Source organism: Xanthomonas sp. DAR 35659 (genome assembly GCF_041242975.1).
Classification (GTDB): Bacteria; Pseudomonadota; Gammaproteobacteria; order Xanthomonadales; family Xanthomonadaceae; genus Xanthomonas_A; species Xanthomonas_A medicagonis.
On record NZ_CP162488.1, the window covers coordinates 3,855,275 to 3,878,837 of the forward strand.

The window sequence follows — 23,563 nt, forward strand, 5'->3', positions numbered from 1 at the left end:
GCATTCCAGCGTCCCGGGACGAAATGCCGATCCGCGTCAAGCGCGCGCGACAGCCGCAAGCCCCCTTGCGCGTAGTGCTTCTGGCCTACGACGGGATGAACCTGCTTGACCTCGCCGGTCCATTGCAGGCGCTGACCACGGCCAACCGCAGCGCGCAAGCCGGTGTACCCGCGCGTTACGACACCATCGTGGCATCGGAGCATGGCGGCCCCATCGTCACCGGATCGGGCTTGCCCGTGGTCACCGTCCCGATTTCCTCGCTGACCGACGCAGCGATCGACACGCTGATCGCCGCAGGCGGCTGCCCGGGCGAGGAATTCGAGGTCACGCCCGCGCTGCGCGACTTCATCGCCGTGCGTGCCGCGTCGGTACGCAGGCTCTGCTCCGTCTGTACGGGCGCGTTCCTACTGGCCGCCGCTGGCCAGCTCGATGGCCGGCGTGTGGCGACGCACTGGGCCTGGCTCGACAAGTTGAAGCGCCGGCATCCACAACTGGAGGTCGATCCGGACAGCATCTTCATCCGCGACGGCAAGCTCTGGACCTCGGCCGGGGTGAGTTCAGGCATCGATCTCACCTTGGCGCTGATCGAGCAGGACTATGGTCCGCGCGTCGCGATCGAGGTCGCCAGACACTTGGTGGTGTTCGTGAAGCGCGCGGGCGGGCAAGCGCAGTTCAGTGTGCCCCTGGCGGCACAGACGCGGGATCACGCCTTTGTCGAGCTGCACGCGTGGATCGCGGCGAACCTGGGCGCGGACCTGTCGGTCCCGCGGCTCGCCGAGCGTGCCAACATGGCGCCGCGCACCTTCGCCCGCCTCTACGCGGCGAAGGTGGGGCGCACGCCGGCCAAGACGGTCGAGCTGATGCGCCTGGAGGCGGCGTGCCACGCTCTGGAGGACACCGCGCTGCCCTTGAAGCGCGTCGCCCTGCATGCGGGCTATGCCGACGAGCAGCAGTTGCGGCGCGCGTTTCGACGCCAGTTCGGCACCAATCCGGGCACGCATCGCGCACGCTTCTCGACGCAACCTGAAGGCATCGAAGCGGCGGAGCGTGGCGGCGTCGAGGAACGATGAGCGCAGGTACCTGCCTGCAAGGCGACGCACGCCGACCGATGCGCCTCAGGCCGCCCAGATCTCGCCGAACACCCGGTCGAAGTTCAGCCCCAGTACCTTCTCGGTCACCCGTGCGCTGTAACCATGGCGCAGCAGGCCATCGGCGACGCGCTCGAGCTTGCGCACGCTGTTGACGTCGGGCAGGTACGGGGGCCGGTTCTCGCCGGGCGCGCCGATGCCGTCGCGGCGGCGCTGCTGCATCAGCGCGTCCATCTCGCGGATGTCCTGCTCGGCGACCGGGAAGAACATCGAATCGGTGCCGATGCCGACGTGGTCCTCTCCGCACACGTCCAGCGCATGCAGCATGTGCCGCAGGTAGTCGGCCAGTTGCGGCTGGCGGCTGTCCTCGGTCAGGAACGGCAGCATGTAGATGCCCATCACCCCACCCTTGTCGGCCAGCGCGCGCATGTCGCGGTCGCGCTTGTTGCGCGGATGCGCGAACACCGCGTTGCAGCCGGCATGGGTGACGACCGGCGGACGCCGCGACAGCGCGATGCCATCGCGCGTGGTCTGCGCGTTGGCATGGCTCAGGTCCAGCGCCACGCCGAGCCGGTTCATGCGCGCGATCGCCTCGCGCCCGAGCGCGGTGACGCCGCCGGTATCGCCGTCCAGGCAACCGCTGCCGAACGGCGAGGCACGGTTGTAGGACAGTTGCATCACGCGCACGCCGAGCTGGCGGAACAGGTCGATGCGCTCGGGCTTGTCCTCCAGCATCGCGGCCGATTCGAAGGAGAAGATCAGTGCGATCCGGCCTTCGCGCTTGGCGCGCTGCAGGTCGGCGTGCTGCAGCACTTTCAGGAACTGCTGCGGATACGCCTCGACCAGCGCCTGCGCGGCGGCGATGTCCTTCACCGCCGCCTCGAAGTCGCCGTCGGCGCCGCCCAGCGTGGTCTTCAGCGCGTTCACGCCGGACTCGCGCAACTGGCGCAGTTGCGTGGCGCTGTCGCCGTCGCTGGCCAGTTGGCCGATCGAGGCCAGGGTGTTGGCATCGAGCACCAGCGCGCGCCGGTACAGCGCCTCGGCGTCGGTCGCGCCGGCGCCGCTGCTGTCCACCTCCTTCGCTGCAGCGGCGCTGGCGCCGCTCGCCGTGGCCGTGGCAGGCAATGCCCCCGCCAGTAGCGCACTGCCGGAGAGGCCCAACCATTGCCGTCGCGTCCATGTCTGCTTCATCGTCGTCTCCTTCCATCGAGGTGGTGCGCCACCGGCGTCGCGACGCCCGCGCATCGGCGCGCAAGGCAGTGTAGCGGTGGCGTGGCGCCCGGAACGCATGCCGCGATGCCAGGCCGGCGTGCGGATGCGTGGATTTATGCGCGCCGCACTCCTATCATCCGCCGATCCATCAAGGACGTGCCCCATGACCACCCCTCAGATGTCCGTGTATTTCTTTCTGCAGGCGGCGGTGATCCTACTGGTGTGCCGGCTGGTCGGGCTGTTGGCCAAGCGCCTGGGCCAGCCGCAGGTGGTGGGCGAGATGATCGCCGGCGTCGCGCTGGGTCCCTCGCTGTTCGGGCTGGTGCTGCCGGACCTGCAGCAGGCCCTGTTTCCCAAGCCGACCCTGGACATGCTGTACGTGGCCGCGCAGTTCGGCGTCGGCCTGTACATGTTCCTGGTCGGCACCGACTTCCGCGGCGACCATTTCCGCGCCCGCTACCGCAGCGCGATGACCGTGTCGCTGGCCGGCATCGCGGTGCCGTTCGTGCTCGCGTTCGCGCTGGTGCCGTGGCTGCTGCACACCCCGGGCCTGTTCTCGGCCAAAGCCAAGACCCTGGAAGCCTCGCTGTTCCTGGGCGCGGCCATCGCCATCACCGCATTCCCGATGCTGGCGCGGATCATCCACGAGCGCGGCCTCACCGGCAGTTCGCTGGGCACGCTGGCGCTCACCGCCGGCGCGGTGGACGATGCCGCGGCCTGGTGCATCCTGGCCATCGTGCTGGCCAGTTTCGGCGGCAGCTGGGGCAGCGCCTATCTGGCGATCGGCGGCGGCGTGGGCTACGCGCTGTTCATGATGCTGATCGGCCGCCACTGGCTGCGCCGCCTGGCCGACCACGTGCGTACCGACCAGCCGCTCGGCGCCAGCGTGCTGGCGGTGGTGCTGATGCTGTTCTGCCTCAGCGCCTGGGCGATGGACGCGATCGGCATCCACGCCGTGTTCGGCGGCTTCCTGCTCGGCGCCTGCCTGCCCAAGGGCGCGCTGACCGAGAAGCTGCGCGAGCAGTTGCAACCGTTCGTGGTGGTGTTCCTGCTGCCGATGTTCTTCACCTTTTCCGGACTCAAGACCCAGCTCAGCGTGCTGCTGGACCCGCAGATCCTGCTGGCGGGCGGAGCGATCCTGCTGGCCTCGTTCCTGGGCAAGGGCATCGCCTGCTGGGCCGCGGCCCGCGCCAGCGGCGAGAACAACCGCGACGCGATGGCGATCGGCGCGCTGATGAACGCACGCGGGCTGATGGAGCTGATCATCATCAACATCGGCCTGCAGGCCGGGGTCATCGAACAGGGCCTGTTCTCGATCCTGGTGCTGATGGCGATCGTCTCCACGCTGATGGCCACGCCGCTGTTCAACTGGGTGATGCGCCGCGCCGCCATGCGCGATGTGACGCCCGCTGCAGCAGGGCCAGGCTGAGCGGCGCCCGCTCGCGTCTTCGGCGACTCAACCGTATCGGCAGGGCCTGCTCCGAGGCCCTGCCAGGACGCCGGACGCGGCGGGTCCGAACATGCGTGCCGAGCCACCCAAGCCCAGGCGGCCCGCTGCGCGAACGCTGACGGACATCGCCACGCGCACCTCAATTACCTGCGTATGAACACCGAGAGGTAGATCGTGCCATTGGCGTCGCCTCCGAGCACCGTGTGGGCGTCGGAAAAGCTGTCCCTGAACCAGGGCTCGCCATATGCGGAAGTGACAAGCGTCTGCCAGTCGGCATTCGCAGCCCTGGGCGATACGCCGGGTTTCACCACGGCGCTCATGTAGCACAAGGTCCTGCTGCAGTTCGGCGCCGACACTTCCAGTCCGCCATACGCAACTGCCTTCGACCGCACATGGGTATCGAGATAGGCTTCGACGCGGGACGACCAGTCCTCGTCCCGTCCCTCCATGTCGTGGAGCGCTTGGAGATCCCGGAACAGCGACTCGCCCTGGCCCAGGTCAGCCTGCATCGCGCGGACGCGCTTCATGTTCGCCTCGCTGATGGGCGACAAGCTCGCAGCCCCGGGCGCTGTCGATGCCCCTCCCCCCGCCGGTGCTTGCCGAGCGCCTTCGGATGTCGCACTCGGTACGGCATCGCGCCCGGGGTCCGACGCGTCACCGGCGCCTGGGGCACCCGCGCGATCAACCGCCGATACGGCATTCGCCTCGGACCGGGCGACCGCAGCGCGAACCCCAGCCTGCGGCTCCTGGCGAAAATGGAGATAGCCGCCGGCCAAGGCCGCAACCACCAGAACTGCAGTCAGCACCAGCAATGACCTGCGCATGGAAACCTCCATCGCGACGGCGCCGCGCATTCGACGCCTGTCGGCCCAACGCGAAACGGCTACCCGGAACCCGGCAACGACACCGAGGGTCACGCAGCCTGCCGTGCATCTCCTTCGGCGAAGCTGCATGCATCGGGTGCCATCGTAGCGACTTTGCGCCGAGGGCGAAAACCGCGTCCTCCGGCGCGGTCACGGCGATGGCGGCCGCGCAGGAACACGTCGGCGCCGTGGCGTTCACACCAGGCGACCGCGCTTGTACAGATACAGCGCATAGGCGAGGAAACCGACCGCCGGCAGCAGCGTGAGCGGCGAGGTGCCGTAGTCGTTGTGCATGCGCAGCAGCACGACGCCCGCCAGATAAACGCCGAATCCATAGAGGGCGAGCTTGCGCTGGAACAGCAGCAGGATGCCGGAGACGAACAGCAGCAACGGCAAGGTCAGCTTGGCGCCAAGCGCCAGCAGCGGGACGGTGCCGTCCTGCATCAGCGCGCCGAAATTGCGGATCAGCAGGAACAGGACGCCCCACATCTGCAAGGTGCAGAAGATCGCGATCAACAACGACAGGGCCAACTGCACGTAGCCCTGCGCCTTGTTCGACGGCTTGCTCGGGGGGGAGACGGCCGGCGTCACCGGCGGCTCGTAGGGGTTGTGCATGGGGAGGTCCTGGCTGATCGAGGTACTAACGTCGCACGCCAGATCATGGCGTGTCATGGCGATCCGCCTGCGCAGCGGACAGGCCACGCAGGGACCAGGTGTTCAGGTCAACGCCGTCATCACCGCCTTGCGGAACGCCGGACGCTGCTGCAAGCGCTGGTACCAGGCGTGCAGATGCGGCAGCGCCGGCCGCTCGATCGGCATCTCGAACCAGGCGTAGGCGAAGCTGCCCAACGGGATGTCGCCCATCGCGAACTGCGCGCCGGACAGCCACGGCTGCTGCACCAGCGCTGCCTCGGCGGTACGCAGCAATTCGCCGCAACGCGCCAGCGCGGCGGCAATCTTGGCCTCGTCGCGCGCTTCGGGCGCGGTGCGCAGCGTGCCCCAGAACAGGTCGCGGAACGGAACGGCGAATGTCGAAGTGGTCCAGTCCATCCACTTGTCGCCGCGCGCGCGTTCGGCGGGATCCTCCAGGTAAAGCGTCCCCGGCGCATAGCGCGCGGCCAGGTAGCGCACGATGCTGTTGGATTCCCACAACGCCAGGCCGTCGTCCTCGATCGCCGGCACCAGGCCGTTGGGGTTCATCGCGCGGTAGTGCGCATCGTCGGTCCCGCCGAAGGCGCCGCCGACCTGGATCGAGTCGTACGGTACCCTGACTTCCTCGGCGCACCACAGCACCTTGCGCACGTTGCTCGAATTGTGTCGGCCCCAGATCTTCAGCATGGCAGCGCTCCTGTCGCGAGCGCCAATTCTATGCCGCCGCACGCGCGACGGCGACGCCGACACGGGCGCTGGGCAGTGCGATGGAGCCCGCGCGACGGCCTGACGCGCGGACGCCGGCACCCTCTTGCGTCGCGCGCGACCAAGCACTCGCGCCGTCGCGTCTCTGCCACCACCGCCCCGCGAACGATGGCGCCGCCCTGCGCGGCGGCGGCACGCCGCTCAGTCGAACTGCAGCACGAAGCCGCCGCGCGCGGGCAACGGCACCTCGACGGTCTGCGCCGGGGTGACCTCGAGACGGCGGCTGGCCAGGCCCAACGGGCCATCGCCATCGGCGATCAGGCGTGCGCCACGACCGGCCACGCCCAGCTCCGCCAGATCCAGCCGCAGCGTGCGCGGCTGCGGATCGGCGTTGATGCCGGCCACGTACCAGCGTCCGCCGCCGCGCCGCGCGAACACCGCGAAGCGCCCCGGATAACCGTCCACGAAGCGGCTGTCGTCCCACACCGCGGGCAGGTCGCGCAGCAACGCGCGCACCTCCGGCGGCGCCTGTTCCACCGCCTCCGGGGTCTCGGCGTAATGCTGGATGCCGGACACGAACAGCACCGTCTCGGCCAGCTCGAAGCCGGGCGTGGTCCGGCGCTGCACCTTGTCGTTGAGCTTGACCATGGCCAGCGGGGTGAAGTCCATGGGATCGAACACGTTGCGCGCGAACGGCAGCATCGCCGCATGCGCCGGCACCTGGTCGGCGTTGGCCTGCTCGAAGGTGGCGAACTCCAGCCCGCGCACCGCCTCCATCGTCATCAGGTCCGGCCAGGTGCGCTGCCAGCCGCGCGGCAGGGTGGCGCCATGGAAGTTGAGCATCAGCCCGTACGGCGCGGCGTCCTGCAGGATGTCCAGGTAGTAGCCGATCATCGACTGGCCATCGCCGCCGAAGAAATCGATCTTCACCCCGGCCACGCCCAGCGCCTTGAGCCGCGCGAACTCGCGCACGCGGCTGGCGTGGGTCAGCATGCGGTCGCGCGGGGTCTGCGGCGCCTGGTTCCAGCTGCCGGCCGAGTTGTACCAGAGCAGGATCGCGACCCGCTTGGCGCGCGCGTAGGCGATCAGCTCGCGCAGCTTGTCCTCGCCGATCTGCGTGTCCCACAGCGCGTCGATCAAGGTATAGCGCCAGCCCATGCGCGCGGCGAAATCGATGTAGCGCTTCTGCACCTCGAACGTGGTGGCGCCGTCGCCGAGCAGCGGCCAGCTCCACGATGCCTTGCCCGGCTGCGGCGGCGCGACCGGCGGCGTGGCGGGCGGATCGGCCACGTCGGTGCCCAGGGTGGACTCGGCGATGGTCTTCAGGCTGCCGACCGCGACGATGCGCCAGGGCGAACGCCACGGCAGCGCGAAGCGTGGGTTGGCGGCGCCGCCGGGCAACACCTCGCGCGGGTCGGGCATGCCGATCGCATACGCGCCGGGCTGGTCGGCGACATCGCGCAGGCGGCTGCCGGCATGGCCGCGGCCGAGCGTGCCTTCGCTGAGCAGCACCCAGTCCGCCTCGTGGCGGAACAGAGCCGGATACACCCAGCCGGCGGCCAGCGGCGACGGCGTGCCCACCGCGACGTCCTGCAGGTAATACTCCTCGTAGGACGGATTGGTATTGCCGAATCCGGTCTTGGCCGGCGACATCGGCTGCAGCCAGGCGCGCGCGGCCGCGGCGAAGCGGAACGTGGTGGCGTCCTCGCGCAGTTCGCGGATTGCCGGGTCGCGGCGCGGGAAGGCGTAACGGAACACGACGCCGTCGTCGGAGACCTGGAACTCGATCTGCAGGCGCTCGCCGTTGGCCCCGCGCCAGGAGAACACGCGCCGGTTGGCGCGGTAGTCGTTGACCCGGCGCTTGCCGGTCAGCAGTTCGTAGCGATCGTGCACCGCCTCCACCGGCGACACCGCGAGCAGGCGCAGGCCCTTGGAGAAATCGGCATCGTCGCGGACCAGGCCCAGGCGCGAGCGCATCAGCACCTCGCGCCCGTCGCGCAGCACGCGGTAGTACGCGCTACCGCCGTCCTCGTCCACGCTCACCTGCGCTTGCAGCGTGGCATCGGGACTGACGACCGCGCCGACCAGGCGCTCGGCGGCCAGCGCCGGCAGCGCGCACAGCACCAGCAGGCAGGCCACCAGGCGCACGGCACGGGTCCGCTGCGGGCGGCTCAGAACTGCGGCTTCTTTTCCCATACCGGCCTCGCGCGACAGTAGACCGCATAGCGCTCGTGGGCGATGCGGTAGAACGGGATCAGGGTGATCGGGCCCTGAATGCCATCGGCCTCGAACACCTGCGTCTGGCCCTCGCGCTTGCGCGCCCACAACGCGTTCGGCGCGAAATACACCGCCGGCAACTGGCGGCCGACGATCCCGTTCAACGACGGGCGCTGGTCGGACACATGCAACTGCGCCGGATCGATGCCATCGCTGCCGAGCTGCGCGGCCAGCACCAGCGGGCCGTACATCATCGCCTGCAGACTGGGTTCGTCGGGCAACGGCGCGGCGTGCAGCGCCATCGGCAGGTCCAGTTCGATCCGGTCGCCGTCGGCGAAGCGGCGCTCCAGCGCCAGGTAGCTGCCCGGCGTCGCCTGCACCGCCTGCGCCTTGCCGTTGATGCGCACGTGCACGCCCTGGGTGGCCCAGTACGGGATGCGCAGGCGCAGCGTCATCTGCTGCGGGCGCTTGCACTGGAACTCCAACGCGGTGCCTTCCTGCTGCGGGAACCGCGTGCGCTGGACCACGCGCAGGCCGCGCTCGGCCCAGTCCAGCTGCGAGGCGATGAACAGGTTGACGGTGAGGCCGGCGGCGTCGCGGAAGTAGATGCTGTCGTTGCTCTTGGCGAACTCCTCCGCGCCGGTGCCGGTGCAGCACCAGAACGAGGCGAAGGGGGTGTTGTAGACCTTCCAGTAGCCGGCATCCATCGGCACGAAGTACATCATCATGCCGGCTTCGTCCTGGGTGCCCAGGCGCGCGTTGAACAGCACGCGCTCGTAGTAGTCCATCAGCGCCGCGTCCGGCTGCCAGGTGTACAGGTGCCGGGTCAGCTTGAGCATGTTGTAGCTGCAGCAGCACTCGTGGCTGTGCCCGCTCAGGCGGCCGGCGAAGTGGTCCGGCTTGCCGAACAGTTCGTAGTCGCTGGTGCCGCCGGTGCAGTAGGCATGGTGGCCGCTGACCGTGCGCCAGAAGAATTCGGCGATCTGGCGCTGGTGCGGCGCGCCGTCGATCTCGTAGGCGCGCGCGGCGGCGACGATCTTCGGAATCTGGGTATTGGCGTGCAGGCCGGCCAGTGCGTCGCGCTGCTGCGCCAGCGGTTCGAGCAGCGAGGGCTGCGCGTAGCGCGCGGCCCAGCGCTGATAGTGTGCGTCGCCAGTGAGCAGGGACAGTTCCAGCAGCGACTCCTGCATGCCGCCGAACTCCACGCCGAGGATGCGCTGCCACTGCGCGTCGTCGAAGCCGTCCATCCACGCCCCCAGCCAGTCGGCGAAGCGCTGCGCGGTGCGCAGCGCCTGCGCGTTGCCGGCGTGGCGGGCCATGTCCAGGTGCCCGGCCAGGAGCTTGTGCGCGGTGTAGAGCGGCACCCACACTTCCTCGCCACGGCCGAGCCGGTCGTAGAACGACGATGGATACGCGCTCAGGTAGCCATCGGCGCGCTGGCAGCGCGCCAGTTCGGCGACCAGCGCATCGGCCTTGTCCTGCAGCGCGGCGTCGCCGGTGGCCGCGATCAGCAGCGCGCACGCGGACAGGTAATGGCCACCGGCGAAGTGCCCGCGGATCTCGCTATGCGGCGATTCCCAGCCACCCAGCGGCTCGGCCCGCGACTCCAGGCCCGCGGTCAGCCGGAACGTATGCAGCAAGCGGTCGTTCGGAATCGACATCAGGTAGCGGCGGTCGCGCTCGCGCGCCTGCAGGAACGGGCCGTCGAGCAATTGCACCTGGTTCAGCGCGAACGGCTGCTCGCGCAGTTGCACGATTGGCTGTCGTTTCGCGGCTACGGGCAGCGCCGCCGCCGCGCCCAGCGCCTCGCCTTGCGCCAGCACGCCCAGCGCGGCCAGCGAGGCGCCGCCATAGTGCAGGAAGTCGCGCCGTGTGCAGGCCAGGCCCGGATCTTCATGTTCGGTCATGCGTCCGCTCCCGCATCCGGCAGGCGCCGGGTCAACAGCCGCTGCAACAGGCAGAACACCAGCAGCAGCGCGCCGATCACGATGCGCGTCCACCACGAGCTGAGCGTGCCGTCGAACACGATCAGGGTCTGGATCACGCCCAGGATCAGCACGCCGAACAGCGTGCCGATCACGTAGCCGCTGCCGCCGGCCAGCAAGGTGCCGCCGATCACCACCGCGGCGATCGCGTCCAGCTCCAGGCCCAGCGCATGCAGGCTGTAGCCGGACAGCATGTAGAACGTGCACACCACGCCGGCCAACGCCGAACAGAACCCGCTGAAGGCGTAGACCTTGACCTGGGTGGCGGCCACCGGCAAACCCATCAACCGCGCCGAGGCCTCGCTGCCGCCCAGCGCGTAGACGCAGCGGCCGAAGCGCGTGCAGTGCGCCAGCCACATGCCCAGCGCCACCGTGGCCAGCGCGATCAGCGCGCCGATCGACAGCGAGGCGCCGCCACCGATCGGCACGCGGAACTGAGCGATGGCCACGTACAGCGCATCGTCGATCGGAATCGAATCGACGCTGATCAGATAGCTGGCGCCGCGCGCCAGGAACATGCCGGCCAGGGTCACCACGAACGGCTGCAGCCGGTAGCGCTGGATCAGCGTGCCCATGAAGGCGCCGAACAGCGTGCCGAGCAGCAGCACCAGCGGAATCGCCGCCAGCGGCGACCAGCCATGGCGTTGCAGCAGCGACGCCGACAGCACCGTGGTGAAGGCGATCACCGCGCCCACCGACAGGTCGATGCCGCCGCTGAGGATCACCAGGCTCATGCCGACCGCGGCGATGCACAGGAACGCGTTGTCGATCAGCAGATTGGCGAACACCTGCGGCGACAGGAAGCCGTCGTAGAGCACGCCGCCGGCACCGACCATCGCCACGAACAGGACCACGGTGATCGCCAGCGGCAGCCGCGCGCCGTGCAGCAACGTGCCGGCGCGGCGCAGGCCGCGCGCGTTCTGGATCGGTACGCCGACCGTGCTCATCGCCCCGCTCCCGGCTCGGCACGCCGCACCCAGCCGCGCACGCTGGCGCGGAACTGCGGCGATTGCAGCAGCATCACTGCGAACACCAGCAATGCCTTGATCAGCATGTTGACCTGCGCCGGCACGCCGAGCGCATAGATCGTCGCGGTCAGGGTCTGGATGATGAGCGCGCCGATCAGGCTGCCGGCCAGGCTGAAGCGGCCGCCGTCGAGCAAGGTGCCGCCCAGAGTCACCGCCAGGATCGCGTCCAGCTCCATCAGCTGGCCGGCGTTGTTGGCGTCCGCGCTCTTGACGTTGGAGCTGATCAGCAGCCCGGCCAGGCCGGCGCTGAACGCGCAGAACACGTACAGCAGCACCGCGATCAACCGCGCCTTGACCCCGGCCACGCGCGCCGCGCGCGGGTTGTGCCCGATCGCGCGCACGAACAGGCCCAACGCGGTGCGCCCGAGCAACAGCTGCAGCGCCACGAACACCGCGGCGACCACGAACAGCGCGAACGGCAGGCCGAGCAGGAAACCGTTGCCCAGATAGAAATACGGCGGGTAGTAGATGGTCAGGATCTGGCCGTCGCCGATCAGCTGCGCCACGCCGCGCCCGGCCACCATCAGGATCAGCGTGGCGATGATCGGCTGCATGCCGACCTTGACCACCAGCAGCCCGTTCCACAACCCGCATGCCGCGGCGACCAGCAACGGCGCCACGATCACCGCCCACAGCGGGAAGCGACTGTGTTCGCCGCCGCCGATCATCCACGCCGCCACCGTCGCGGCGATCGCCACCACCGCGCCGACCGAGATGTCTAGGCCACGCACCGCGATCACCAGGGTCATGCCCATCGCCACCAGCGCCAGCGGCGCGGCGCGGTTGCCGATGTCCACCAGGTTGCCGTACAGGTGCCCGTCGCGCCATTGCAGCGCCAGGAAGCCGGGATTCCACAGGCCGTTGCCGAGCAGCAGCAGCGCCAGCGTGGCCAGCGGCCAGAACAGCGGATGGGCCAGGACGCGCGCCGACAAGCGCGGCGCCGCGGTGGACGGCGAGGCCGCCGCGCTCATGCCGCGCTCCCGGCGATCAGTTCGAACACCGCGCGCTCGCCGCAGCCACCCGCCAGTTCGCCGACCAGGCGGCGTTCGCGCAGCACCGCGATGCGGTCGGCGATGCGTTCGATCTCGGCGACCTCGGCGGAAATGAACAACACCGCCATGCCCTCGCGGGCCAGCGCCAGGATGCGGGTCATGATGTCCTGCTTGGCGGCGATGTCGATGCCGCGGGTGGGTTCGTCGAGGATCAACAGCCGCGGCCGCGTCGCCAGCCAGCGCGCCAGCACCACTTTCTGCTGGTTGCCGCCGGACAGCAGCCCGACCGGCGTTTCCACGCTGGCGGTCTTGATGCCCAGCGCGTCCACGTAGCCCTGCGCGATGCGCACCTGCTCGGCCAACGGCAGGAAGCGGCGCAGGCCCATGCGCGCCTGCAGCGCCAGCACGATGTTCTCGCGCACCGACAGCGCGGCGACGATGCCGTCGGTCTTGCGCTCTTCCGGGCACAGCGCCAGGCCATGGGCGATCGCGTCGGGCGGGCCGCGCAGCGCCACCGCCTGGCCGTCGATGGTCACGCGGCCGCAATCGGCGCGGTCCAGGCCGAACAGCAGCCGTGCCAGTTCGGTACGGCCGGCGCCGAGCAGGCCGGCCAGGCCCAGCACCTGGCCGCGGCGCAGTTGCAGGTCGATCGGATGCAGCTGGCCGCGCCGGCCCAGGCCCTGCGCCTGCAGCAACACCGGCGCGTCCGCGGGCGGCGCAGCGTCCACCGCCGCGGCGGCCGCGGCGGCCACGTCCAGCTCGCGCCCGACCATCGCCGCGATCAGCCGCGGCGCCGGCAGGTCCGCCGCCAGGTATTCGCCGACCAGGCGGCCGTTGCGCAGCACGCTGATGCGATCGGACACCGCATACACCTGGTCGAGGAAATGGGTGACGAACAGGATCGCCATGCCCTGTTCGCGCAGGCCGCGCATCACCCGGAACAGCTCGGCGACCTCGCCTTCGTCGAGGCTGGAGGTGGGTTCGTCGAGGATCAGCACCCGCGCCGACACGCTCAGCGCGCGCGCGATCGCCACCATCTGCTGCACCGCCACCGGATAGGCGGACAGCGTGCGGCGCACGTCGATGTCCACGCCCAGCCTCTGCAGGCATTCACGCGCCTCGCGCTCGACCCGGCGCCAGTCGATGCGCCGCGGCCAGCCCTTCAGCGGGTAGCGGCCGGCGAAGATGTTCTCGGCCACCGACAGGTTCGGACACAGGTTCACTTCCTGGTACACGGTACTGATGCCCAGCTGCTGCGCCTGCAGCGGCGAGCGCGGCGCGATCGCGTCGCCGCCCAGCGCCATGCGCCCGGCATCGGCCGCGACCGCGCCGGTCAGCAGCTTGATCAGGGTCGATTTGCCGGCGCCGTTCTGGCCCATCAGCGCGTGGATCTCGCCGCCGCGCAGGCACAGCGCCACGTCGTCCAGCGCGGCGACGCCGGCGTAGGCCTTGCTCAGTCCCTGCGCGTGCAGCACCACCGGCTTCATCGGCGGGCCCCGTCAGTACTTGCGCTTGGGCAGCTCGGCGGCGGCCTGCTCCTGCGTATACACCGATTCCTCGACCACGATGCGTTTGGGCAGCGGCTTGCCGGCCTTGACGTCGCGAATCGCCTGCACCAGCTGTGGGCCGAGCAGGGGATTGCATTCCACGGTGACGTTGAGCTTGCCGGCCTGCATCGCCTCGAACGCGCCCTTCACCCCGTCGATGGAAATCACCAGGATGTCCTTGCCCGGCTTCAGCCCGGCTTCCTCGATCGCCTGGATCGCGCCGATCGCCATGTCGTCGTTGTGCGCGTACAGCACGTCGATGTTGCGCCCTTCCGCTTTCAGGAACGCCTCCATCACTTCCTTGCCCTTGGCGCGGGTGAAGTCGCCGCTCTGCGAGCGCACGATCTGGAAGCGCGGGTTGGCCGCGATGATTTCCTTGAAACCTTTCATGCGGTCGATCGCCGGCGCCGAGCCGACCGTGCCCTGCAGCTCGACGATGCGCACCGGCTTGTCGCCGTCCTTCAACGGCGACTGCTCCAGCAGCCAGCGCCCGGCCTTGCGCCCTTCCTCGACGAAGTCCGAGCCGATCAGCGTGGTGTACAGGCTGTCGTCGGAGACCTTGACCGCGCGGTCGGTCAGCACTACCGGGATGTTGGCCGCCTTGGCCTCGCGCAGCACGGTTTCCCAGCCGGATTCGACCACCGGCGAGAACGCGATCACGTCCACGCGCTGGGCGATGAACGAGCGCAGCGCCTTGATCTGGTTCTCCTGCTTCTGCTGCGCGTCGGAGAACTTGAGCTTCATGCCGGCCTGCTCGATCGCCTGCTTCACCGACGCGGTGTTGGCGGTACGCCACTCGCTCTCGGCGCCGACCTGGCTGAAGCCGACCGTGAGCTGGCCCTGTTTGCCGCCCGCTTCCTTGCCGCCGCCGGAACACGCGCTCAGCGCCGCGCCCAACAGCACCGCCATTCCCAGTACCGCCGCCCGCACTGCCGACTTGCGCATAACCCCTCCTCGTTCGTTGCACGCTGGCGGTCGCGCGGCGCGAGTGCCGCGGCGGCCGCCCACCCTCCCAGGCCGGCGCGCGAGTGGATCGATCAGTTCATCCCGCGAATGTATAGGCCGTCTTCACCGTCGTATAGAACTCCACCGCATAGCGGCCCTGCTCGCGCGGGCCGTAGCTGGAGGCCTTGCGCCCGCCGAACGGCACGTGCGGATCGACCCCGGCCGTCGGCAGGTTGACCATCACCATGCCGGCCTGCGCGTGCCGCTTGAAATGCGTGGCGTGCTTGAGCGAGCGCGTGGCGATGCCGGCGCACAGGCCGAACTCGGTATCGTTGGCCAGCGCCAGCGCGTGTTCGTAGTCGTCGGCCGGCATCACCGCCGCGACCGGGCCGAACACTTCCTCGCGCGCGATGCGGTGCTGCGGTTGCGCGGCGAGCAGCGCCGGGCGCATGTAGTGGCCCTGATGTTCGCATTCCAGCGCGTCGCCGCCGTAAAGCAGCTCGGCGCCTTCGTCCTGGGCGATGCGCACGTAGTCGCGGTCCTGCGCGAACTGGCTGGCGCTGGCGACCGGACCGATGTCGATACCGGGGGTCAACGCATGGCCGATCTTCAGCGTGGCCAGGCGCGCGCTCACCCGCGCGACGAACTCGTCGTACACCGCACGCTCCACGATCAGGCGGCTCGACGCGGTGCAGCGCTGGCCAGTGGAGAAATACGCACCGTTGACCGCGATTTCCACCGCCAGTTCCAGGTCCGCATCGGCCAGCACCACCAGCGGATTCTTGCCGCCCATTTCCAGCTGGATCTTCAATCCGCGCGCGGCCGCCTGCTTGAGCAGATGATTGCCGGTGGGCACCGAGCCGGTGAAGCTCAGCGCATCGATGCCGCGCTCGGCCACCAGCGCCTGGCCCACGGTGCGGCCGCTGCCGAGCACCAGGTTGAACGCGCCGCTGGGCAGGCCGGCGCGGCTGAGGATCTCGGCCAGCGCCCAGGCGCAGCCGGGCACGATCTCGGCCGGCTTGAACACCACGGTGTTGCCGTAGGCCAGCGCAGGGGCGATCTTCCACGCCGGGATCGCCAGCGGGAAATTCCACGGCGCGATGATGCCGACCGTGCCGACCGGCTCGCGGGTGATCTCCACCTCCACGCCGGGACGGGTGGAGGCGAGTTTCTCGCCGGGAATGCGCAGCGCTTCGCCGGCGAAGAACTTGAAGATCTGCCCGGCGCGCGCAGCCTCGCCGATGCTCTCGGCCAGGGTCTTGCCTTCCTCTGACGCCAGCAGCGTGCCCAGTTCCTGCTTGCGCGCCAGGATCTCGCTGCCGACGAAGTCCAGCGCGTCGGCGCGCTGCTGCGGCGTGCTCGCCGCCCACGTCGCCTGCGCCGCATTGGCCGCGGCGATCGCGCCGCGCACCGCATCGGCATCGACGCTGCCGACCTCGCCGACCGGCGCGGACAGATCCGACGGATTCTCGTCGGCGGCGAGGTCGCCGCCTTCCACCCACTGGCCGTCGATGTAGCTCTGGAAACGCTGGCGCATGCCCTCCTCCCTTGCTCGATGACTACAGCGCGCGCACGCCGCCCAGGTCGAACCCTGCCGACACCCGCTGCAGCGGATTGACCAATGCCGCGCCCAGCTCCGGCAGTTCGATCTCGAAGCGGTCGCCCGGTTCGGCCCGCACGCCGTCGGCGAAGCTCAGCGTGGCGGTGCCGAAGAAGTGCAGGTGCACATCGCCGGGCACGCGGTGCGCCGCGTACTTGAAGTGGTGGTATTCCAGGTTGGCCAGCGAGTGGCACATGTTGGCCTCGCCGGTGACGAAGGGCTTCTCCCAGATCACCGCCTCGCCGCGGCGGATGCGGCTGCTGCCGCGCAGGTCGCGCGGCAATTCGCCGCTGCGCAGCTCCGGGCCCACCGCGCAGGCGCGCAGCTTGGAATGGGCCAGGTACAGATAGTTCTGGCGTTCGGTGACGTGGTCGGAGAACTCGTTGCCGAGCGCGAAGCCGAGCCGGTACGGCACGCCGTCGGCGCCGATCACGTACAGCCCGACCAGCTCCGGCTCCTCGCCGCCGTCCAGGGCGAAGTCCGGCGACGGCAGCGGCGCGCCGGGCGCGACCAGGATGCTGCCATCGCCCTTGTAGAACCACTCCGGCTGCGCGCCGGGCTGGCCATCGCGCGGGATGCCGCCTTCCACGCCGAGCTGGAAGATCTTCATCGAATCGGTGAGCGTGCCCTGGCTGGCCTGCTGCTGCAGGTTCTGGTGCATCGCGTCGCGGGTGGCGGCGCTGCCCAGGTGGGTCAGGCCGGTGCCGGTGACGCGGCAGTGGGCGGGATCGGGGTGGGTCAGCGGCGGCAGCACGCGCTGGTCGGCCAGCAGTTCGGCGTAGTCGAGCACGATGTCGCCAAGCTGATGCGTGGCGTAATCGTCCAGGCCCATGCCGGCGGCAAGCGCGGCGTTGGCCAGCGCATACATCGAACCGACTTCGCGCAGCAGGCGCACCTGGACGCCGTCCGCCGCCACCGCGCCCACGCTGGGCACACCGGACGCGTCGAGCAGTTGGATCAATCGCATGAATCGGTCGCCTGTCGTCGAGACGGAACAGCGGCGCGGCAGCCGGTCGTCGGCGCCGCGGATGCGACCCTATTCTGGCCGGATGACCTATATGCAACAAATATCGTTTTTGGCTTAATGTATACGAACATTCATATGCATAGGCCCGCATGCCTGCCGCCACGCCCTGGTTCGTCCGCGCCCGCCTGAAGACCCGGCAATTGATGCTGCTGCTGGCGATCGAGGAGGAAGGCAACATCCACCGCGCCGCCGAGACGTTGAACATGTCGCAGCCGGCCGCGTCGAAGCTGCTCAAGGACCTGGAGGACATGCTGGCGGTGCCGCTGTTCGAGCGCCTGCCGCGCGGCATGCGCGCGACCTGGTACGGCGAGGCGATGATCCGCCACGCGCGCATCGCCCTGTCCAGCCTGGGCGAGGCCGGCGCCGAGATCGAGGCGCTGAAGGCCGGCTACTTCGGCAGCGTCAGCGTCGGCGCCATCGCCGGGCCGGCAATGACCCTGCTGCCGGCCGCCCTGGCCCGTGTCACCGAACAGCACCCGCTGTTGCGCGTGGCGCTGCGCGTGGACGGCAGCGACGTGCTGCTGGAGCAGTTGGCGCAGAACAGGCTCGACATCGTGGTGGCGCGGCTGTTCGCCCGCCACGACAAGCGCAACCTGCACTACCAGGCGCTGGCCGAGGAAGAGGTGTGCGCGATCGCCCGCCCCGGCCATCCGCTGCTGACCACGCCGCAGCCGTCGCTGCGCGAACTGGCCGACGCCGGCTGGATCGTGCCGCCGGACGGCAGCGTGCTGCGCCACCGCTTCGAACTGATGTTCCAGAACGCGGGGCTGGAGCCGCCCCGGCGCGTGGTCGAGACCTCCGCACTGGTGGTGGTGCCGCAGTTGCTGCGGCATGGCGACTACCTGGCGGTGGTGCCGGTGGACGTGGCCCGGCATTTCGCCGACCACGGCAGCGTGGCGATCGTGCCGGTGGAACTGTCGTGCCGGATGGACGCGTTCGGCATCATCACCCGAACCGACTGGCTGCTGTCGCCAGGCGCGCGGATCATGCTGCAGGCGCTGCAGGCCGCGGCCGGACCGGTGTACGGCTACGTCGCGCCGGCGGAGGACGCGCTGGCGCCGGCGGCTGCGCGGCCCGAAGGATCAGGTCGGGGCTGAAGCCCCTCCTACAGTGCCCCCATCCGGCCAACCGCAAGCCCCTGCAGGAGCGGCTGCAGCCGCGACCGAACCAAGCGGCGACGCATAGGCACCGCCAAAGCCTCGGGGCCGAAGCCCCTCCCACAATGCACCCAGCCAATTCGCCGCAAGTCACTGTAGGAGCGGCTTCAGCCGCGACCGAACGAAGCGGCGACGCATAGGCGCCGCCAAAGCCTCGGGGCCGAAGCCCCTCCCACAGTGCACCCAGCGAATTCGCCGCAAATCACTGTAGGAGCGGCTTCAGCCGCGACCGAATGAAGCAGCGGCGCATAGGCCCCGCCAAAGCGTCGAGGCCGAAGCCCCTCCCACAGTGCACCCAGCGTGCGTGCCGCAAGTCCCTGTGGGAGCGACTTCAGTCGCGACGCGCGGAGCCTGGAATCGCGATCGTTTCAGCGATCGGCCGGACCGAAGCCCCTCCTGTCCATCGGCGATGCATTCGCTCGCTCAGGTCCAGCCCGCATCCACCACGAACTCCTGCGCCGTGATCGCGCGCGCTTCGTCCGAGGCCAGGAACAAGGCCATGCGCGCGATGTCCTCCGGCATCACCTTGTCCGCCAGGCACTGGTTGCGCGCCAGCTCGCGCTCGCCCGCCTCGTCCAGCCACAGCGCGACCTGGCGTTCGGTCATCACCCAGCCGGGGGTCAGCACGTTGATGCGGATCCGCGCCGCGCCCAGTTCGCGCGCCAGGCCGCGGGTCAACCCGTTCACCGACGACTTGGCGGTGGCATACACCGCATAGCCGCCGGTCTTGCACTGCCAGCCGGTGGAACCGACATTGACGATCGAGCCGCCGCCGAGCCGCTGCATGCCCGGCACCGCCGCCTGGATGGCGAAGAACGCGGCGCGCTGGTTGATCGCCACGCAGCGCTCCCAGTACTCCGGCGTCACCGCCTCCAGCGCATGCCGGTCGTCGCTGCCGACGTTGTTGAGCAGCACATGGAAATCGCCCAGTTCGGCAGCCGCCTCGCGCAGCGCCAGCTGCAGCGCGGCCACGTCGGTGACGTCGCAGTGGCGCCACCACGGCCTGGGCAGACCCTCCGCGGCCAGCCGCTCGGCCAGCGCCGCGCTGGCCTCGGCGGCCACGTCGACGAAGGCGACCTGCGCGCCCTGCCCGGCGAAGGCCTCGACCAGCGCCGCACCGATGCCCGAGCCGCCGCCGGTGATGAAGACCCGCCGCCCGCGCAGGCTGCCGTAGGTCGCGTTGCCGATCGCGGAGGGCGCCGCGCTTGCCGAGTTGTCCATGCCGTTTCGCTCTAGGTGGATAGGATTTTGATATACGAAAACAAATATCCTAATACAGATATTTGTTATTTTTCATGTATCAATATGCCCGCTAGCATCGCCGACGTAAAGCACCCGGCGCGCGCCGCTCAGGCCTCCGATCCGGACCGATCACGACGCGAGGATTCCGCCAGCATGGGCTCACCCACCAAACCGCTCCGCCGCAGCCAGGCGTGGTTCGGGCGCGAAGGCAAGCAGGGGTTCTACTACCGCAGCTGGCTCAAGAGCGCCGGCCATCCGCACGACATGTTCGACGGGCGCCCGGTGATCGGCATCTGCAACACCTGGTCGGAACTGACCCCGTGCAATGGCCACCTGCGCGAACTGGCCGAACACGTCAAACGCGGCGTGTACGAGGCCGGCGGCTTCCCGCTGGAATTCCCGGTGATGTCGCTGGGCGAGACGCAGATGCTGCCCACCGCGATGCTGTTCCGCAACCTGGCCAGCATGGACGTGGAGGAATCGATCCGCGCCAATCCGCTGGACGGCGTGGTGCTGCTGATGGGCTGCGACAAGACCACCCCGTCGCTGCTGATGGGCGCGGCCAGCGTGGACCTGCCGACCATCGGCCTGTCCGGCGGCCCGTCGCTGTCGGGCAATTGGCGCGGACAGCCGCTGGGCTCGGGCACGGGGGTGATCCAGATGTCGGAGATGGTCCGCGCCGGCACCCTGGCGCAGGAGGAATTCGTCGAGGCCGAGGCCTGCATGCAGCGCTCCAAGGGCAGCTGCATGACCATGGGCACCGCCTCGACCATGGCCAGCATGGTCGAGGCGCTGGGCATCTCGCTGCCGGAGAACGCCGCGATCCCCGCGGTCGACGCGCGCCGCGCGCGGCTGGCGCGGCTCAGCGGGCGGCGCATCGTGCAGATGGTCGAGGAGGACCTGCGCATGTCGCGGGTGCTGACCCGGCACGCGTTCGAGAACGCGATCAAGGTCAACGCCGCGATCGGCGGTTCCACCAATGCGGTGATCCATTTGCTCGCCATCGCCGGGCGCCTGGGCGTGCCGCTGAGCCTGGACGACTGGGACCAGTTGGGGTCGCGGCTGCCGTGCCTGGTCAACCTCAAGCCGTCCGGCCAGTACCTGATGGAAGATTTCTACTACGCCGGCGGGCTGCCGGCGGTGATGCGCGAACTCGGCGACGCCCTGCACCTGGACGCGCTCACCGTCAACGGCCGCACCCTCGGCGAGAACGTGGCCGACGCGCCGTGCTGGAACCGCGAGGTGATCCACGCGCTGGACACGCCGTTCCGCGAGCATGCCGGCATCGCCGTGCTGCGCGGCAACCTGTCCCCGGACGGCGCGGTGATCAAGCCTTCGGCCGCTTCGCCGCACCTGCTGCGGCACCGCGGCCGCGCGGTGGTGTTCGAGAGCATCGAGGACATGAAGGCGCGCATCGACGACGAGGCGCTGGACATCGACGCCGACTGCATCATGGTGCTGAAGAACTGCGGCCCGCGCGGCTACCCGGGCATGGCCGAGGTCGGCAACATGCCGCTGCCGCCCAAGCTGCTGCGCGCCGGCGTCACCGACATGGTGCGCATCTCCGACGCGCGCATGAGCGGCACCGCCTACGGCACCGTGGTTCTGCACGCCTCGCCGGAGGCCGCCACCGGCGGCACCCTGGCACTGGTGCGCGACGGCGACATCATCGAACTGGACGTGCCCGGGCGCTCGCTGCACCTGGAAGTCAGCGACGAGGAACTGCTGCGCCGGCGCGCCGAATGGACCCCGCTGCCGACGCCACTGCGCGGCTGGAGCAAGCTGTACGTGGAACACGTGCAGCAGGCGCACCTGGGCGCGGACCTGGACTTCCTGGTTGGCGGCAGCGGCGCCGACGTGGCGCGCGATTCGCACTAGCGACGCGCTGTTGCTTACGCCGTTGTAGGAGCGGCTTCAGCCGCGACAAGATCTCTCGGTAACGCCCGTCGCGGCTGAAGCCGCTCCTACAGACAGGCGGGCAACGCGATCATGGCCGCATGCAAACGGGTTCTGCATTGAAGCCCTGCACGGTGACAGGGCACCTTCCCCGTCACCGAAACGTCATCCACCGCCTCTAGCCTGCGCCGCATCCAAGGGGCAAGGCAGGTCGGTGACGGCACATCCCAAGCGCGCGTGGGCGCGCATGTTCGCGGAACATGGTCCGGTGCTGCGCGGCTTCTTCGTGCGTCGCGGCGCCAACGAGGACGCCGAGGACATGGTGCAGGAGACCTATCTGCGCCTGCTGCGCGCGCAACAGCAACAGGGCGAGGCGATCGCCAATCCCGAGGCCTACCTGTACACCGTGGCGCTGAACCTGGCACGCGAACAGGCCGCGCGGCGCAAGCAGGCGCCGCTGCGCATCGACGAGATGGAGCAGTTTTCGCAATTGCTGGCCGCAGGGGACAACGTGGAAGACACCGCACAGCGACAGCAGCGGCAACAACGCCTGCAGGCGTTGCTGGCCGACCTGCCCGCACGCACCCGCGCGGTGCTGGTGATGCAGTACCGCGACGGCCTCAGCTACAAGCAGATCGCCGAACGCATGGGCGTGTCCGCGCACATGGTCAAGAAGCATGTCGTGCGTGGGCTCTCGGCGTGCCGGCGGGCGCTGGCCGAGAGCGGAGACAGTTGGTGAGCGACACCGCCTTCCCGACCCGCACCCCCACCGCCGAGGCCACGCACTGGCATGCCCTGCAGCGCATGCAGGCGCTGGACGCGACCCAGCAGGCGCAACTGATGGACTGGCTGACCGCCTCGCCGCTGCATCTGCGCGAGTACATGGCGGTGCTGCGGGTGGCCGGCGAACTGGGCGAGGCGCTGCGCGGCATGGACCTGGACGTGGACGCGCTGCTCGACGCCGACCGCCACGCCGATGCCGACGCCGCGCCGCGCAACGTGATCGCCCTGCCGTTGCAGCCGCGCACAGCGCCGCCGGCCGCGCCGCCGTCGCGCGGCGCAGGCGCACGCCGAGCGCGCGTGCGCGGCTGGGGTCTGAGCCTGGCCGCGGCCCTGTGCGGCGCGGCGGTGCTGGCGGGATGGGCGTGGCCGCGCACCGAAACCTACAGCACCGCGCACGCCGAGCAGCGCAGCGTGCGGCTGGCCGATCGCAGCACCGTGCACCTCAACGCGCAAAGCAGCGTGCGCGCGACCATGACCCCATGGAGCCGGCATGTGCAGTTGCTGAAGGGCCAGGCCAGCTTCGTCGTCGCGCCGGATCGGCGCCCGCTGCAGGTCGTGGCAGGCGCGCTGCGGGTCGAGGACATCGGCACCACCTTCGATATCGCCCTGTACCGGCAGCAGGCGCGCGTCGAGGTGGCCGAGGGCCGCGTGCACGTCTGGCGCGCCGATCGCCCGGCGCAGCCGATGCTGGCCGACCTGGGCGCCGGGCAGCGCGCGCGCATCGACACCGCCACCGGCCGGATCGAACTGGCCAGCGAAGACGTCGCCGCGATGCATGCCTGGTGGCAACGCCGCATCGTGTTCCGCGACGAGCCGCTGACCAACGTGGCCGAGGACTTCAACCGGCTCAACCGCACGCGCCTGCTGATCGACGATACCGCCGCCGGCGCGATGCGCCTGACCGGCAACCTGCGCGGCGACGACGTCGCCTCGCTGCGCGCCTTCCTCGCCGACCAACCGACGCTGCGGGTCAGCGCCAGCGGCGACACGATCCGCGTCGGTAGCCGCACGGCACCGCCGCCGAGCGAGCAATAGCCATCCAGCCGGTCGCCGTACCCAGCGCACCCGCTCGCACGGCGTGCGCATGCTGCATTTGCGGAGATGCCGATCCCATTGCCGCAACACGCCATGCGCTACGCCAGCGCGCGTCGCACTGCACCTGTCGATCGAGGAAT

Annotated in this window: 19 protein-coding genes; 6 read left to right on the plus strand and 13 right to left on the minus strand. The window is 69.8% G+C overall.

All coding sequences use genetic code 11. The annotated features are described in order from the left end of the window. Positions 1 to 23: 23 nt before the first annotated feature. Entirely contained in the window at positions 24 to 1,070 is a 1,047-nt protein-coding gene (locus AB3X07_RS16075; protein ID WP_369939618.1) for a GlxA family transcriptional regulator, read from the plus strand. Between the two features lie 45 nt (positions 1,071 to 1,115). On the opposite strand, the gene AB3X07_RS16080 is transcribed toward AB3X07_RS16075, so the two are convergent. Further along, a complete protein-coding gene (locus tag AB3X07_RS16080; RefSeq protein WP_369939620.1) occupies positions 1,116 to 2,279 on the minus strand; it encodes a dipeptidase in 1,164 nt (387 codons plus the stop codon). Positions 2,280 to 2,463: 184 nt separating this feature from the next. On the opposite strand from AB3X07_RS16080, the gene AB3X07_RS16085 reads away from it, so the two are divergent. Continuing rightward, on the plus strand, positions 2,464 to 3,729 hold the full coding sequence (locus tag AB3X07_RS16085) for a cation:proton antiporter (protein WP_369939621.1): 1,266 nt from the start codon (positions 2,464 to 2,466) through the stop codon (positions 3,727 to 3,729). A gap of 164 nt (positions 3,730 to 3,893) precedes the next feature. Here the strand turns inward: AB3X07_RS16085 and AB3X07_RS16090 are convergent, their stop codons facing one another. The 11 genes from AB3X07_RS16090 to araD1 form a co-directional block, all read right to left on the minus strand. Further along, positions 3,894 to 4,277: a hypothetical protein gene (locus tag AB3X07_RS16090; RefSeq protein WP_369939622.1), complete on the minus strand. Its 384-nt coding sequence runs from the start codon at positions 4,275 to 4,277 to the stop codon at positions 3,894 to 3,896. Positions 4,278 to 4,808: 531 nt separating this feature from the next. Continuing rightward, positions 4,809 to 5,228, minus strand: a complete 420-nt coding sequence (locus AB3X07_RS16095; RefSeq protein ID WP_369939623.1) for a hypothetical protein — start codon at positions 5,226 to 5,228, stop codon at positions 4,809 to 4,811. A gap of 102 nt (positions 5,229 to 5,330) precedes the next feature. Continuing rightward, complete coding sequence (locus AB3X07_RS16100) at positions 5,331 to 5,951, minus strand: glutathione S-transferase family protein (RefSeq protein WP_369939625.1); 621 nt, start codon at positions 5,949 to 5,951, stop codon at positions 5,331 to 5,333. 219 nt (positions 5,952 to 6,170) lie between these two features. Further along, a complete protein-coding gene (locus AB3X07_RS16105) occupies positions 6,171 to 8,165 on the minus strand; it encodes a glycoside hydrolase family 97 protein (protein WP_369939626.1) in 1,995 nt (664 codons plus the stop codon). Further along, a complete protein-coding gene (locus AB3X07_RS16110) occupies positions 8,141 to 10,093 on the minus strand; it encodes a glycoside hydrolase family 127 protein (protein WP_369939627.1) in 1,953 nt (650 codons plus the stop codon). Before AB3X07_RS16110 ends, AB3X07_RS16105 begins: the two co-directional genes overlap by 25 nt. Further along, positions 10,090 to 11,118 carry a galactofuranose ABC transporter, permease protein YjfF gene (yjfF, locus tag AB3X07_RS16115; protein ID WP_369939628.1) on the minus strand — a complete coding sequence of 343 codons (1,029 nt, stop codon included), beginning with the start codon at positions 11,116 to 11,118 and terminating at the stop codon, positions 10,090 to 10,092. Before yjfF ends, AB3X07_RS16110 begins: the two co-directional genes overlap by 4 nt. Beyond that, positions 11,115 to 12,170: an ABC transporter permease gene (locus AB3X07_RS16120; RefSeq protein WP_369939630.1), complete on the minus strand. Its 1,056-nt coding sequence runs from the start codon at positions 12,168 to 12,170 to the stop codon at positions 11,115 to 11,117. The genes yjfF and AB3X07_RS16120 overlap by 4 nt, the downstream gene beginning before the upstream one ends. Beyond that, the gene (locus tag AB3X07_RS16125; protein ID WP_369939631.1) at positions 12,167 to 13,678 is read right to left on the minus strand and encodes a sugar ABC transporter ATP-binding protein; all 1,512 of its coding nucleotides are present in this window, start codon (positions 13,676 to 13,678) and stop codon (positions 12,167 to 12,169) included. Before AB3X07_RS16125 ends, AB3X07_RS16120 begins: the two co-directional genes overlap by 4 nt. A 12-nt stretch (positions 13,679 to 13,690) precedes the next feature. Further along, a complete protein-coding gene (locus tag AB3X07_RS16130; RefSeq protein WP_369939633.1) occupies positions 13,691 to 14,683 on the minus strand; it encodes an ABC transporter substrate-binding protein in 993 nt (330 codons plus the stop codon). A 97-nt stretch (positions 14,684 to 14,780) separates the two neighbouring features. Further along, positions 14,781 to 16,220: an aldehyde dehydrogenase family protein gene (locus AB3X07_RS16135; protein WP_369939634.1), complete on the minus strand. Its 1,440-nt coding sequence runs from the start codon at positions 16,218 to 16,220 to the stop codon at positions 14,781 to 14,783. 22 nt (positions 16,221 to 16,242) lie between these two features. Next, positions 16,243 to 17,250 carry an AraD1 family protein gene (gene araD1, locus AB3X07_RS16140; protein WP_369939635.1) on the minus strand — a complete coding sequence of 336 codons (1,008 nt, stop codon included), beginning with the start codon at positions 17,248 to 17,250 and terminating at the stop codon, positions 16,243 to 16,245. Positions 17,251 to 17,399: 149 nt separating this feature from the next. Between araD1 and AB3X07_RS16145 the strand changes: the two genes are divergently transcribed. Then, positions 17,400 to 18,407 carry a LysR substrate-binding domain-containing protein gene (locus AB3X07_RS16145; RefSeq protein WP_369939636.1) on the plus strand — a complete coding sequence of 336 codons (1,008 nt, stop codon included), beginning with the start codon at positions 17,400 to 17,402 and terminating at the stop codon, positions 18,405 to 18,407. Positions 18,408 to 18,890: 483 nt separating this feature from the next. Here AB3X07_RS16145 and AB3X07_RS16150 read toward each other — a convergent pair whose 3' ends face one another. Then, complete coding sequence (locus tag AB3X07_RS16150; RefSeq protein ID WP_369939638.1) at positions 18,891 to 19,688, minus strand: SDR family NAD(P)-dependent oxidoreductase; 798 nt, start codon at positions 19,686 to 19,688, stop codon at positions 18,891 to 18,893. A 174-nt stretch (positions 19,689 to 19,862) separates the two neighbouring features. Between AB3X07_RS16150 and AB3X07_RS16155 the strand changes: the two genes are divergently transcribed. From AB3X07_RS16155 to AB3X07_RS16165, 3 genes are all read left to right on the plus strand, one after another. Continuing rightward, a complete protein-coding gene (locus tag AB3X07_RS16155; protein WP_369939639.1) occupies positions 19,863 to 21,587 on the plus strand; it encodes an IlvD/Edd family dehydratase in 1,725 nt (574 codons plus the stop codon). A gap of 232 nt (positions 21,588 to 21,819) precedes the next feature. Beyond that, positions 21,820 to 22,344 (plus strand): RNA polymerase sigma factor, encoded by a 525-nt coding sequence (locus AB3X07_RS16160; protein ID WP_369939640.1) that lies wholly within the window; start codon positions 21,820 to 21,822, stop codon positions 22,342 to 22,344. Positions 22,345 to 22,409: 65 nt separating this feature from the next. Next, positions 22,410 to 23,423, plus strand: a complete 1,014-nt coding sequence (locus tag AB3X07_RS16165; RefSeq protein WP_369944787.1) for a FecR family protein — start codon at positions 22,410 to 22,412, stop codon at positions 23,421 to 23,423. Positions 23,424 to 23,563 lie beyond the last annotated feature (140 nt).